The organism is Pseudomonadota bacterium (assembly GCA_016927275.1).
In the GTDB taxonomy this organism is placed as follows: domain Bacteria; phylum UBA10199; class UBA10199; order 2-02-FULL-44-16; family JAAZCA01; genus JAFGMW01.
In genome coordinates this window covers 1-13,044 of sequence record JAFGMW010000067.1, presented here as the reverse complement: position 1 = coordinate 13,044, position 13,044 = coordinate 1, and the positions used below count along the sequence as shown (strand labels likewise).

Below are 13,044 nucleotides of genomic sequence, written 5' to 3'. Positions count from 1 at the left end.
GCGGCGACGCGAGCCAGAATTTGAGGCCCCTTTTTACAGCGTCATCGGAAAAAGGGTCCTCAAATTGTGGCGGGAGGAGCCGCCCGGAGCAATTATTGAAATCTTAGCATGGATACTTTACTAGAGACAAAGGGAGTGAGCTTCTCTTACGGCGACGCGCCGGTCGTAAACGGCGTGGCCGTGGCGCTGCGCTGGGGCGAGGTGCTGGGCATCATGGGCCCCAACGGCGCGGGCAAGTCCACGCTCCTGGGCCTCATGTCCGGCGCGCTTTTGCCCTCGGCGGGCGAGGTCCTGCTGCACAGCTCGCCGCTCCGGGCTCTCATGCACCACGAGCGCGCGAAAGAGATCGCGGTGGTGCCGCAGGAGAGCCACATCCCCTTCCCCTTCACGGCTCTCGAGATCGTTCTCATGGGGCGGGCGCCGTATCTCCCCAGGTTCGGCTTCGAGTCGAGTCAGGACATCGACATCGCGCTGGAGGCCATGCGCGCCATCGACTGCAAGGGGCTGGCGGAGAGGGACGTGCGCACCCTCTCGGGCGGCGAGCGGCGCCGCGTGATAATCGCGCGCGCCCTGGCCCAGAACCCCAGGGCGCTTTTGCTCGACGAGCCCACGAGCTTCCTGGACATCAGGCACACCACCGAGCTCGCGCGCCTCATGAGGGGGCTCGCGAAAAAGTGCGGCATGGGGGTCGCATGCGTGATGCACGACCTCAACCTCGCAGCCACGGCCTGCGACCGCATAGTCTTTCTGAAGGAGGGGCGAGTGGCAGCGGAGGGCGCGCCCGCAGAGGTCATCACGCCTGAGGTCATCGAGAGGGTCTTCGGCGCGAGGGTGCGCGTGGCCGCGGACCCGGCCACCTCGACGCCATACTGCATCCCGGTATGATCCGATTATTTCCTGCTGATGCCTAAGATTTTCTCCAGCTCGCCCAAAAACATCCGGGTGAGCTCCGACCAGTCGAACTCTCGGGCAGCCTCGCGGCCGCGCGCGGCGAGATCCCTCGCGGCGGCGGGATCGTCTATGAGCGAGCGGAAGACCCCCGCGTATCTCTCCACCTCCCCCTCCTGCATGGGCACGACCACGGCCGCGTCGCCCTTGTCCGCTATGTAGGTCGCATACGGGATCATGTCGGACGCCACCAGCGGAAGGCCCCCGGCGGTCATGTCCATCACCGACATGCCCCAGCCCTCCATGCGCGAGGCGCTGGCGCCGATAGCGAGACGGAATTTACCGCTACCATCTCCGTGCGGCAGGCTGCAGAGCGGCCCCATGCACCTGGCCGGGACCCTGCCTATGAGAAAGACCCGGTCCGAAAGCCCCAGCTCCTCTATGCGCGCCCTGATCCCGTCGTAGACCCCTGCGCCGTCCCTCATGCCGGTTATGAGCAGGATCGTATCCTTCGGGAGAAGAGGCATGACCTCGACGAGAAGCGCCTTGCGCTTTGTCTCGTCCATTCGGCTGGCCTCGACGATCACATTCAGGCCCTGCGGGTCGCGCCGCATCCTGTCCACCACCTCCGCGGGAACGGCCCTCGCTATCGGGTGCTTCTCCTCATGGGACAGATCGGCCCCGCCCTCCAGGTAATGGAAGAGCAGCTGGACGTCAGGATGGTTCACATTGTCGCGCGGATAGAAGCCTTCGAACTCAGTGCCCGGCGGGAACCTCACCAGCGGCATCTCCTCGGGCATGCCCAGCCATCGCGTCTGATCCAGTATCTCGGCTGAGGTGTAGGCGATCAACTTCACCGGCGGCACGTCCGGATACAGGAGCTGCCCGAGGGCCAGCTGCGCCCCGCCAACCAGCGCCCTCTCCACCAGCTCGCGCATGGAGAAATTCATGGCCATGTACTCCCACCTGCGCGCCTTCTCCTTTAATTTTCTGATAGACTCGTCGACGTCATCCGGCCTTGGCATCTCATCCATGTTTTTCCGCTTGAGGGTCCCTATGGAGTGCGAGGTCCATGCGTGCCTGTTCACGGCATCCAGGCGGCCGGCCAACTCCGGGTCCTCGCTCAGATAGGTCGCAAGCCCCCTGATCACGGTCCTGACAATGCCGCCCGCCATGGGATTGCAAAGCGAAGCGGGGTCGAATCCGAACTTATCGGCTATCCATTCGGAGAGGACCTCATGCTGCCATCCCCTCACCACGAGCTGGCCGATCACCCCTCCGTCCCAGTAGTGGGAGTTGATCCAGGCCACGTGCTCCCAGGGCCTGACCCCTGCCGAGCGCGCCTCCTCGGCCATGAAATGCGAAATGTTGTGGGCAATGACCGGAAGCTCCGCGAAGATCTGCTCCTTGGCCACAAATCCCTTTTCGACGCCCGGGACGAACACGTAGCGCGCCAGAGGCTCGTTCTCGAAGAAATCCACGCCCCTGCGGTCGCCGTACTCGGCGTATTTTTCGTCGGGCCTGAATGCGCGCGTGGCGACCGTCACCTTGTAGCCCAGGGGCACGAGATTCTCCGCAACCTTGTTGACGTAAGTTATCTGGCCGCCGGAGTCGGGGCCGCTCGCGGGCCAGCGCACGTCTGGGCCCGGGTAGCCGTGGTTCGTGATGAGCAGCGCGTGCGGACGCGCCGCCGCGAGGAACGCGTCGTTCTGATCCCTTATGCGCGCAGGCTGTGCGGCAACGGCGAGCGAGATCAAAGATGGCCCTGAATACCCTAAGGCGGATACGAGGGGAGAAGAAATGGGACGCATCAGCGATGACAAGTCAGCCTCCAAAAGATGTCGTGACACGCGATGGGTCGGCCTTGCTGCCGGCGGATGCCCTTCCTAGCTCAATCAGCCGCCACCTTCAAGCACTTTTATCCCCCTCGATGGCGCTGCGGCTCATTCTCAGCCCCGCCCGACCGGCTCCATCCTATTTATCCTCCGTCAGTTCAAAAAGTTTCGCTCTTTTTGCGCGAAAAACTGTTTTTTTGAAAAGGGTCGCGGAAAAACAGCCTTTACACAACAATTCTGCGTTGTTAGCCTCCATTGGTTCGGAAGGGAGGGGGCCATGGCGCCACAGGTGAAAAAGGCGGTTATACCGGCGGGCGGGCTGGGGACGCGCTTTCTGCCGGTCACGAAATCGGTGCCAAAGGAGCTGCTCCCCATCGGCACCAAACCCACGCTGCTGATCGTGCTCGAGGAGGCGGTGGCATCCGGGATCGAGCAGGTGATCCTCATCACATCGCCGCAGAAGACCCACATCATGGACTTCTTCGACACCGACTCCGAGTACGTGAGGGAGCTGGCCGCCCGCGGCAAGGCCCCGCTGCTCGAGAAGCTGAACGAATTGCTCTCGAACGTCGAGGTCGTTCCGGTCCAGCAGATCAAGCCCAGGGGCCTCGGCGACGCGGTGCTGTGCTCCAGGGACGTCGTGGGCGAGGAGCCGTTCGTGGTGATCCTCCCCGACGTGCTCATAGACAGCACCACGCCCTGCTGCAGGCAGCTCATAGACGCCTACGCGAAGACAGGCTGCTCGCTCTCGGCAACCGAGCACACGCCGAGGAATCAGATTCACCTCTACGGGATATACGACATCGGAAAGTCGGACGGTCGCATCCACTGGGCAAAGGGGGTCGTCGAGAAGCCCTCCGCCGACGAGGCGCCGTCCGATCTCTCCGTCGTCGGCAGATACTGCTTCAGCCCGGAGGTGTACGACCTCCTCGAGAACGCAAAGCCGGGCCGCGGCGGCGAGATACAGCTCGCGGACGCTCAGAACGAGCTGGCGAAGAAGGGGAGGTTCGTGGCCTACGAGTACGAGGGGCGGCAGTTCGACACAGGCGACCCGCTCGGGTTCCTCAAGGCGAACATATTCTACAGCTGGAGCTCGGCGCCGGACGAGATCACCTCGTTCATGAGGGAGATGATAGGAGCGAAATGAACATATTCGTGAAGGACGCGCCCAAGCACGTGGGCCACGAGGCGACGATCAAGGGGTGGATCTACAACCTCCGCTCCTCGGGCAAGATCACCTTCCTCCAGCTCCGCGACGGGTCCGGATTCATGCAGTGCATAGTGCACAGGCCCGAGGTCTCGGACGAGATATGGGAGGACGCGCACAGGCTGACCCTCGAGTCCTCCGCGATAATAACCGGCAAGGTCGCCAGGCACCCCAAGCACGACGAGTACGAGATGCACGTCACCGGGATCCACGTGGTCCAGGTCGCGCCCGAGTACCCGCTGGGCAAGAAGGAGCACGGCCCCGACTTCCTGCTCGACAACCGCCACCTGTGGCTGAGATCGAAGAAGCAGTGGGCCATCCAGCGCGTGCGCAACACCGTGATCCTGGCCACATCAGAGTGGTTCGACGCCAACGGCTTCATAAAGATAGACTCCCCGATCCTCACCCCCGCCGCCTGCGAGGGAACGAGCACCCTCTTCGAGGTGGACTACTTCGACCTGGGCAAGGCGTATCTGTCGCAGTCGGGGCAGCTCTACATCGAGGCGGCCATAGCGTCCCACGGCCGGGTCTTCGACTTCGGCCCGGTCTTCCGCGCGGAGAAGTCCAAGACCCGCCGCCATCTCACCGAGTTCTGGATGATGGACGCGGAGATGGCCTACTGCGACCACAGGGGCAGCATGGAGATCCAGGAGCAGCTGATCTCCCACATCGTGAGGCGCGCGGTGGAGCGGAACTTCCAGGAGCTGGGGATCCTCGAGCGCGACATCGAGCGGCTCTCGAAGGTGGAGCCGCCCTTCCCCCGCATGACCCACGCGGAGGCGGTGGAGAGGCTTCACGCGCTGGGCAGCGACATAAGGGCCGACGACGACCTCGGCGGCGACGACGAGACCCTCATCACCCGCGACGAGGTGAAGCCGCTCTTCATCGAGAAGTACCCTGCCAAGGTCAAGGCGTTCTACATGAAGCGCGATCCCGAGAACGACGACCTCGCGCTCTGCTCCGACCTTCTCGCCCCGGACGGCTTCGGCGAGATAATCGGGGGCAGCCAGCGCGAGGACGACTACGACACGCTGCTGCGCCGTCTCGATGAGCACAAGCTCCCGCGCTCCGCCTTCGAGTGGTACCTCGACCTCAGGAAGTACGGCTCGGTCCCGCACGCCGGGTTCGGATACGGGCTGGAGCGGCTCACCGGCTGGATCTGCGGGGTGCCGCACATCCGCGAGACCATACCGTTCCCCCGCATGATAACGAGGCTCACCCCCTAGCCCGCTTCATCACCTTGTAGAAATACCCCTGGCTCACGCGCAGGTTCGCGATGGCGTCCTTCGCCCTGCCGCCCGCCGCCTCGAGTGCCGCGGAGAACACCAGCGGCAGATAGCCATCTATGCTCATTCCCCGGGTGTAGGCGAACTCCTCGGAATACGGGGCGGCGCCCCTCTCCTTCAGTCCGTACCGCTTCATCCTGCTGTAGAGCGTGGCCGGGACGATGCCGAGTTCGGCGGCGGCGGGCCTCACCCTGTGGCCGTTGGCCGCCAGGCACTTGGCCATGATGACCCTCTCGTAGTCGGACCACGGCTTCCCCGGATCGTATCTGTTCTCTTCGTCGATCATGACGCTGCCCTGCGGCGCCATTCCGGGCGGCCGGCGCGCGCCGAAGCCAGCCTTGAATCCTTCGGCCTTTTTGCCGGGCAGCGCCTCGCAGCCGGACACCTGTCGCAACACCTCATCGATCTCGATCGCAAGCGAGCGGGCCTTCGCCTCCAGCTCGGCGACAAGCCTGCTGATCTCGAGCATGCGGCTGCGCGGATCCCCTCCGACAAGTTGTTGAGGTCGAGGTTCAGGTTGAGGTTGAGCGGGGAGCCCGGACTTGGCCTTGATGTCGGCCAGGGCCCCCTTCTCCGAGTCGGTCGATGCCATGGAATCCAGCATGCCGAGGAGATCCGAGTACTCCCCCCTGCGGCCCTGCGCCTGCGCAATCTCGGCGAGGGTGGCATATATCCAGAATCGCTGAGCGGCCGCCTGCGCGACCTGCGAGGCGATGCCGCGCGCCTCCTCCACCCTCGCGCGCGCCTCGTCGAGCCGGCCCGCCGACTTCGCGATGTCGCCTATCTCGAGCAGGCCCCTCGAGAGCGCGGCCCAGTCTGCCGCGGTCTTCTCCGGAACGCTGCGCAGATACTCCACGGCGGGCACCAGGTGGTCGAGCGCCGCGTCGGGCCTCTTGCGGGCCGACTCGACCAGCCCCATGTTTATCGCTATCGCCGCCCCGCCCCTCAGGTCGCCGGTGCGCTCGTGCAGCGCCATGCCCCGCTCGTAGAACGAGATGCTCTGCTCCGAGTCCTCCGATATCCGGTATGCGTTGCCCAGGCCGTTGTAGGCGCGCAGCAGCAGCTCCATGTTGTGGGATCGGCGGCACACCTCGATGCACGCCTTGTACGATTCGATCGCTGCCGGATAGTCCCGCATCGACTGCGCAAGCTGCGCCATGTTGTAATGCGCGCGGCCTACGAGGAGGTCGTCTCCCAGCCTCTCGGCGGCGGCGAGGTCGGCACCCAGGACCGATGCGGCCTCCGAATGCTCGCCGAGCGCGGTGAGCACCACGCCGAGGTCGTTGTTCGTGACCCTCTGCGACTCGCCCTCGGGCAGCGCCCTGGCCGCGAGCATCGTCTCGGTGAAGGTCGCCCTCGCGCCCTCGAGGTCCCCCTCGAGATACCGGATGCTCCCGAGGAGGTTTTGGATCGTGAGGTCGATGCGCATCCCGCCGCCCGACTGCCCGAGCGCGACCTTCGCGTCGTGCAGCGACGCCCTGGCCCTCTCGAACTGCCCGAGCTTTATGTAGGTGCCGCCGAGGCGCACCAGGACCTCGGCCCGCCAGCGCGCCATCGCAGGGCTGCCCGCGCTCGCCGTGATCATCGCCTCCACCGCGGAGAAATGCTCCGTGGCCGCCGGGTAGTCGTGTCCGATGAGATAGGCCTCGCCGAGCTTCATCTGGACCTCGACGCGCCTCTCCATGTCGGAGTCGTCCACCAGGTCGAGCGCCCTGCGAATGAACTTCGCCGCCTCCTCGCCCCTTCCGGCCCTGAGCGACTCCTCCCCCAGAGACATCGCGGCCTCGAATGCGGCCGCGACATCGGAGCCCTGGCTCCGATGCTCGGCGATCTCCCTCGCACCCCCGTTCGAAGCGGCGAGCCATGCGGCGATTGCGTCGTGCATAGCGGTCCTGCGCTCGAAGGCCATGGAATCCTGGATCACCTGTCCCATCAGCGCGTTGTGGAAGCGGAACGCGAACCCCTCGGCCCTGTCGAGCACCCCCTGGGCGACGAGCTTCATGATGGCTGGCCCGGGCTCCGCCGCTTTGCCCCACGCGCCCAGCTCGACCGCGGTGGCGGGCCTCCCGGCGGCGGCCAGCGCCTGGAGGAGCGACTGCGCCTCGCCGGGGAGCCCGATGAAGCGATCGAGCATGAGCCCGCCCACCGTGCGCGGGATCGCGGCCTTGGAGAAGTCCACGCCCACGTCCTCGAATATGGCCTCGTTCCAGCGACCGTGCTCGTCGAAGAGCCCTCCCCCCTCGATCAGCGAGCGGAGCACCTCGGTGAGGAAGAGGGGATTGCCCTCGGTGCGCTCGAACAGCCCCCCGATCAGGGCCTCGGGCGGCCTCTCGAGCCCGGTGAGCGAGGAGACGTAGCTGCCCAGTTCTACCGGCGTGAACGGCTTCACCTCGACGGCGATCGGCAGCAGCGCGGAAAGAGATGCCAGGGCCTCCCCCTGCGCGACCGGCCTCACGGCGAGGGCGATCCATGCGGAGGCGGAGGCGGCCGGCCTGCGCGCGCGGGAGACGAGGGCCAGGAGAGCGGCCCTCATGACCTCGTCGGAGAGCGCCTCCTGCGCATCGTCGAGCATGAATGCGCACAGCCCCCTGCCCTCGGAGAGATGAATGGACAGCCCCTCGCACCACGATCTGAACCCGTCGGGGTCGGAGGCAGACGCCCATTCGATCCTCATGTCGGCGAGCTGAGCCCTGTACTTGAGCTCGCGCAAAAGCCTCGTCTTTCCGATCCCCACGCCCCCCGAGACCAGGCAGCCGCTCGACGCGCCGCTCACCCCCTTGAGCGCAGCCAGGTCCGATTCGAGCGCCGCGAGCTCCTCCGCCCTGCCCACGAACCTCCCCTCGTCGGGGACATACGACAGAAGCGTCTCGCGCGTCTCGAGCGGATAGTCGGACCCTCCAAGGCGGTTCATCTCCCTGATCACCGCGGAGGCGGTAGGAAAGCGGTTCGCAGGGTTCTTCTCGAGGAGCCTCATGACGATCGAATCGAGCCACTTCGGCAGCGTGGGGATCTCATGCGACGGGGCGGGAGGGATGAGCTTGAGGTGCCGCGAGAGCGTCTCCTGGCTCGTCTCCGCCCTGAACGGGTTCTTCCTCACCAGGCACGAGTACCAGAGCACGCCGAGCGAATAGAGGTCCGCACGGCCGTCGGCGCGCTCCCTCGCGATTATCTCAGGCGCCATGTACGAGGGGGTGCCTATGAGCTTGCCCCCCGGGTCGATCCCTGCCAGCCCGAAGTCGATGATCTTCACCGCGGGCCTTTCGCCGCCGACCACTAGGACGTTGGCCGCCTTGATGTCGAAGTGATAGACGCGGAACGAGTGCAGATAACCCAGCGCGCGCAGCGCCTGCACGAAGAGCTCGGTGATCTCGCCGAGCTTCTTCCCCTTCGTGGCGTTCACTATGTCCCTGCCCCTTATGATCTCCGAGGTGTAGTAGTAGCGGCGGGTCCCGGCGTCGAAGCCGAAGTCCAGTATCGAGGCGATGCATGGATGGCGCATGTCCCGAAGGATCGAGAACTCGTTTTTGAACTCCTCGAGCGCCGCCTTCTTGAGGACGGCGATCTCTCCCTTCAGGAGCTTGAGCGCACACTCGCCGTCCGGCCCCTCCACGAGATATACGTCGCTGAAACCCCCTCCCCCGAGGAGGTCCTTGATCTCGTATTTCCCGTCTATTATCTTGGGGTTATCCATATCGGCCCCTGGCATCAAAATTCGTTCTGGAATCAAAAATATAATACCACATTTAATGCTTGTTCAAAATAAATAGTTTATATTGAAAGCTATAATCCATGTATTATTTATTTTAAACTATTTTGATGATTTTTTTATAGATCATTATTTTGATCATATGATTTGGAACAATTCTGAATCATCAAAGTAACTGATTGATATTCCAAGAAATAAAATTATTTCAGCCATTGGCATCTACCTTGCTTTAAAATAGTATGTGTATCCACGACCCTCTGAAAGGGGGATAGCGATATGAAGACAAAAATCACATCATACACAGGGCCGATCCTGGCCATAGCACTGCTTTGGGCAGGGTGCGGCTCTGTCTCTGCGCCGCCCATCGATCTGCCCGCGCCCATCACCGGGCGGATAGACGTCTCCACCCCCGATGCGGACGGCAACGTCGCGGTCAGCGGCTCCGAGGGGGCGGTCACAGGGGGCGCGCTGGTGATGGTGGTGAACGAGTCCGAGACTGCGGGCCTCGACCTGCTCCGCTACATCGTCAGATCGGCCTTCGCCGCAGATCTCCCGGAGATATGCGGCGAGACAGGGCACGCCTGCGAGTACTCGGAAGAGGACGGCTCCTTCACAATGGGGATCGCCGCCGCCGCGGAGCAGGAGCTGACGATAGGGCTCATACACGCGGACAGCGGGGCGTGGAGGAGCCCGACAATAACGGTGACGGTCCCGAAGCCTGCGGAGCCTGAGGAAAACTGCGCGGGGAAGGGGCTCACGGGCGCCGTGGCGGACATAGCCATCGCCCCTGTGAGCGGAGTGCCGATACTCCTCAAGCAGGGCACCGACACGACGACCAACACCCTCGTGATAGGGGCGTCGGGCGAGACGACCGTGAAGATAAACGGCTGCTACGCCCACTCCATAGCCGCGAAGGAGGTCTCGGGCGCGGACCGCATAGTCGTGACCAGCAAGGACGACAAGACCGTCTGGATGGGCACGTTCGAGGGCGGCGCATTCACGGACAAGCGCTCCTTCACCATGCAGAACGAGCCCATGCACGCGATCTTTCTGCCTGTCCCGTCCCCGGTCAAGGCGCCCATAGTCGCCACGAGGACGGGCGACTCGGTGGTGCTCTCCTTCGTGTCGATGATAGACGGCACGATCATCAGCACGATGGATCTTTACCTCGGGAGCGTGCCCCTCACCGGCCTCACGAAGAGCCTGTCCATCTCCGTCATAGAAAACGACGAGGGCAAATACATCGGCGCGCTGCTCACGCAGACTACCAGCGCCGTCAACTCTTACCTCACGATCTTTGAGGCCGACAACCTCACGCACAAGGCGACGTGGCAGAGGGCTGACGCAGGGGACATGGACACCATGGTCTCAGCATCCCTTTACATCGACGCTTCGAACGAGTTCATCAGGGTGGCGATAGTGGACTCCGCCGCGCTCCCTCGCGCGCTCTATGAGAACAACATAATTGTTGATCTCGGCCTGCTGCAGCAGCCTTTGAGTCCTGGCGTCAAGCTCGACGATATAGTCAACTGGGTCGATCTTGCGGAGGTGACCAAGAACGACTGCTTGAGCGGATCCCTCCGGGACATCGAGGTCGCGAGGCAGCCCCTGGGACCGATGGCGGTCATGAGCACCTCCGACGGGCGCCTCGCCACCATCCAGATGATCGGCGCGACGTCCGGATGCGTGGTCCAGGACTGGGCAGCGGGCCACGACATACCCGCGATAGCGCTGGACAACGTGCTCAACATCCTCTTCGGCGCGGACGCAGATGCGGGCATGGCGATAGACGGCACCCCGCTGCTGTATTGAGGCCATGGCAGACCGTCGCGACACATCTCTCCCCAGGATCGTCTTCGAGGACGATTCCATAATAGTCATAGACAAGCCTGCGGGCATGCCGTGCGCCTCACTGAAGGAGGGCGAACGGGGCACCCTGGCCGCGTGGCTCAACGACCGTCGGGCCGCCCAGGCTGGCGTGGGCCGAAACCCCCTCGAGGCCGGGCTCGCGAACCGCATAGACAACGGGACCTCGGGGCTGGTCATCGCGGCGAAGAGCACCGAGGCGCACGAAAACCTCAGGGCGCAGCTCTCGGGAGGCTCTGCGAGAAAGAGGTACCTCGCGCTCGTGATCGGCGACCCCCCTGCACGCGGCATGACCGACGTCCCCATCGCACACCACCGGTCGAAGGCGAAGAGGATGGTCGCGTGCGAGACAAAGTCCCGCGCAGCCGCTCTCTCCGCGAGGCCGGCCCACACCTCGTTCGAGGTGGTGGAGCGGCTCGAGCTGGACGGCGCGCACTACGCGCTCCTCTCGGTCATGATCAGGGCCGGGGTGCGCCACCAGATACGCGTGCACCTGGCGCATCTGGGCTTCCCCATATCGGGCGATCCCATCTACCGCAGCCCCGGAAAGAGGGGCGCCGACCCCCTCGCCCCCCCGAGGCAGATGTTGCACAGCGCGAGGCTCTCCCTCGCTCACCCCGCATCGGGGGAGATCGTGTCTTTCGAGGCGCCGCTCCCGCCCGATTTCACAAAGGCGATCTCGCGCCTCTCTGCGCGCAGGAATCGTTGACACGGCGGACAGCAGCCCCTATACCTCGCGCATGCGCATATCCGTCATATCGGCGCTCGCGGTCGCCGCCACGCTCATGGCCGCATCGGTGATGCTGGTCGGAGGCACGGCCGTGGGGGGCGCCGGCAGCCTCGCGCTCGACGACCTCTCCACCTCCAAGACCGGCTCCTTCCCCAGGCGATGGCGCACCTGGCCCATGCAGCGGGGCGACGCGGCGAAGGTCTACAGGGTAGTGGATGAGGACGGCAGGAAATTCATCCGCGCCCATGACGAGTGGGACCTCTCGGAGCAGATATTTCTCAACTTCGACTGGAACGTCAAGGCGAGGCCTCGGCTCTCATGGCAGTGGCGAGCGACGAGGCTGCCCGCAGGCGGGGACGAGTCCCGGGACGCCGCCAACGACAGCGCATGCGCCCTGTACGTGGTGGTGGGACGCTACAAGGGGCACGCGATCAAGTACGTCTGGAGCACGACGCTGCCGGCGGGCAGGGTAGTCTCCAGGAGGGACGGAAAGCTCAAGGTGAAGGTGCTCGACAGCGGCGGCGCGGGCGTATGGCGCAGCCACACTGTCGACGTGCTGAAGGACTACCGCGATCTGTTCGGAAGCGATCTTGAAAAGAACCCCTCCGGCATAGGCATACTCACCGACGGAAACGCCACGCACAGCCCGTCCGCGTGCGACTACGCCGACTTCGCGATATCCAAAGAGGCGGGATGAGATGAGGCGCTCGATAGCCACAGCCGCGGCATTGCTGGCCATCGTTGCCTCAGCGCCGCACGCCGCTGAGGCGGCGAAGAAAAAGGCAGGGCAGCGGGCGCCGGCCGCCGCTTCCCCGGTCGTCCCGCAGAGGGCGATCGACGCCATCGCCTCGCACGACCTCGCCGCCGCGGTGCTGGCGCTGCGAGATGAGCCGCAGAGCCCCAGGATCAACTACATCATCCGCGCCGCCACGAGCATTGCGCTCGACGAGATCGGCGAGAGCCCGTCGCGCTCCGAGGCGCACAAGCACTACCAGAACCTGGCCGTCGCCTACCACAACCTCTTTCTCTTTCTGAAGTCGCACGGCACGATGGACAGGGGGTATTTCGACAAGGCGCTGAAGAGCTACAAAAAGGCCAAGCGCGCAGGCACGGTCCTGCACAAGGCGGAGTGCGACCTTTTGTCCGCAGCGCTGCACGCCTCGATGGGCGAGCGTGAAAAGGCGCTCAAGATGTTCGGGAAGATAGACGATATCCTGCTGCGCAGCGATTTCGAGTCCATGGAATATCTCGCCGCATATCATGCGGCGATGGGCGATGCGGCCGGGGCGTGCGAGGCGCTGGCCGCGGCGTTCAGGATCAATCCCGCGGGCACCGTCGCATGGATCGAGGTGGGGGACGACTTCCACGATATCGAGGACGACCCGCAGTACAGATCGCTGGTGGCGTCCATGTCATCGTCCCGCAACGCCGATGACATCACCCTGTGCGTCCCGCCCGCCGAGGGGCCGAAACTCGAGATGCCCGAGGCCGGGCCCGCCCCGGCCCCCAAGGGCAAGCCTCGCAAG

General features: G+C 64.4%; 8 protein-coding genes and 1 pseudogene. 7 read left to right on the top strand and 2 right to left on the bottom strand.

What is annotated here, in order from left to right; all coding sequences use genetic code 11:
- The first annotated feature begins 108 nt into the window (after positions 1-108).
- Positions 109-885 (top strand): annotated as a pseudogene (locus tag JXA24_04345) (heme ABC transporter ATP-binding protein).
- A gap of 5 nt (positions 886-890) precedes the next feature.
- On the opposite strand, the gene JXA24_04340 reads toward JXA24_04345, so the two are convergent.
- Positions 891-2,645, bottom strand: coding sequence for a glycosyltransferase (locus JXA24_04340; protein MBN1282984.1), 1,755 nt, complete (start codon positions 2,643-2,645; stop codon positions 891-893).
- Between the two features lie 355 nt (positions 2,646-3,000).
- On the opposite strand from JXA24_04340, the gene JXA24_04335 reads away from it, so the two are divergent.
- Entirely contained in the window at positions 3,001-3,870 is an 870-nt protein-coding gene (locus JXA24_04335; protein ID MBN1282983.1) for a UTP--glucose-1-phosphate uridylyltransferase, read from the top strand.
- The gene (gene asnS, locus JXA24_04330) at positions 3,867-5,156 is read left to right on the top strand and encodes an asparagine--tRNA ligase (GenBank protein ID MBN1282982.1); all 1,290 of its coding nucleotides are present in this window, start codon (positions 3,867-3,869) and stop codon (positions 5,154-5,156) included. Before JXA24_04335 ends, asnS begins: the two co-directional genes overlap by 4 nt.
- Here asnS and JXA24_04325 read toward each other — a convergent pair.
- A complete protein-coding gene (locus tag JXA24_04325; protein ID MBN1282981.1) occupies positions 5,146-8,907 on the bottom strand; it encodes a tetratricopeptide repeat protein in 3,762 nt (1,253 codons plus the stop codon). The two genes, asnS and JXA24_04325, sit on opposite strands and share 11 nt — an antisense overlap.
- A gap of 291 nt (positions 8,908-9,198) precedes the next feature.
- On the opposite strand from JXA24_04325, the gene JXA24_04320 reads away from it, so the two are divergent.
- From JXA24_04320 to JXA24_04305, 4 genes are all read left to right on the top strand, one after another.
- Positions 9,199-10,734 (top strand): hypothetical protein, encoded by a 1,536-nt coding sequence (locus tag JXA24_04320; GenBank protein ID MBN1282980.1) that lies wholly within the window; start codon positions 9,199-9,201, stop codon positions 10,732-10,734.
- A 4-nt stretch (positions 10,735-10,738) separates the two neighbouring features.
- On the top strand, positions 10,739-11,497 hold the full coding sequence (locus JXA24_04315; protein MBN1282979.1) for an RluA family pseudouridine synthase: 759 nt from the start codon (positions 10,739-10,741) through the stop codon (positions 11,495-11,497).
- 31 nt (positions 11,498-11,528) lie between these two features.
- Positions 11,529-12,215, top strand: coding sequence for a DUF3047 domain-containing protein (locus JXA24_04310; GenBank protein MBN1282978.1), 687 nt, complete (start codon positions 11,529-11,531; stop codon positions 12,213-12,215).
- 1 nt (position 12,216) lies between these two features.
- A partial coding sequence (locus JXA24_04305) for a hypothetical protein (GenBank protein MBN1282977.1) occupies positions 12,217-13,044 on the top strand: 828 nt, incomplete at its 3' end.

What these genes read in the sequence shown, in the direction of transcription:
- JXA24_04335 (MBN1282983.1), top strand. Translation starts at nt 3,001, where the DNA reads ATGGCGCCACAGGTGAAAAAGGCGGTTATACCGGCGGGCGGGCTGGGG.
- asnS (MBN1282982.1), top strand. Translation starts at nt 3,867, where the DNA reads ATGAACATATTCGTGAAGGACGCGCCCAAGCACGTGGGCCACGAGGCG.
- JXA24_04325 (MBN1282981.1), bottom strand. Translation starts at nt 8,907, where the DNA reads ATGGATAACCCCAAGATAATAGACGGGAAATACGAGATCAAGGACCTC.
- JXA24_04320 (MBN1282980.1), top strand. Translation starts at nt 9,199, where the DNA reads ATGAAGACAAAAATCACATCATACACAGGGCCGATCCTGGCCATAGCA.
- JXA24_04315 (MBN1282979.1), top strand. Translation starts at nt 10,739, where the DNA reads ATGGCAGACCGTCGCGACACATCTCTCCCCAGGATCGTCTTCGAGGAC.
- JXA24_04310 (MBN1282978.1), top strand. Translation starts at nt 11,529, where the DNA reads ATGCGCATATCCGTCATATCGGCGCTCGCGGTCGCCGCCACGCTCATG.